Raw genomic sequence first — 575 nt, forward strand, 5'->3', positions numbered from 1 at the left:
GTCTTGGATAACAAGGAGTTGTTGGAGGGTTTGCGGGGCGGGTGGTGTTTTTCTAACAGGCGGGAGGGCAGGGTGTTGGTTTTTGTGCAGGGGATTTTTTCGCGAAGCTGCTAGCGTACGCTGGGCCGGGGGAGCGCCTCCTTGGCACACCCCTTGCTCTCCCCACGCCATACCTAAACCCAAGGAAGCTTTTCTGTATGCCTAGACCTGGCCCGCGCAACGCTCTCACTGATATTCCCGGCCTGGAGGTTGGCCACGCCACAGACCTGTACGCCGACACCGGCGTCACGGTGATCCGCCCGGATGGTTTCTGGACTGCCAGTATCGACATTCGCGGTGGAGGCCCAGGTGGTCGCGAAACCGCGGCGCTGGAGCCGGAGAACATGGTGGGCCAGCTGCACGCGCTGGTGTTTGCCGGTGGCTCGGTGTTTGGCCTGGCGGCGGCGGATGCGGTGGCGGCGAAGTTGTCCCAGGACCAGGTGGGGTTGCATTTGAAGCCGGGTGCGCCGGCGATTCCTATCGTGCCGGCGGCGGTGTTGCATGATTTGGCCAATGGCGGGGACAAGGATTGGGGC

Annotated in this window: 1 protein-coding gene; it reads left to right on the top strand. The window is 63.1% G+C overall.

All coding sequences use genetic code 11. The features are described 5' to 3' along the window. Window positions 1–197: 197 nt before the first annotated feature. A partial coding sequence (locus HX786_RS29270; RefSeq protein ID WP_178912958.1) for a P1 family peptidase occupies window positions 198–575 on the top strand: 378 nt, incomplete at its 3' end.

This window comes from Pseudomonas sp. 21615526, assembly GCF_013386245.1.
In the GTDB taxonomy this organism is placed as follows: Bacteria; Pseudomonadota; Gammaproteobacteria; order Pseudomonadales; family Pseudomonadaceae; genus Aquipseudomonas.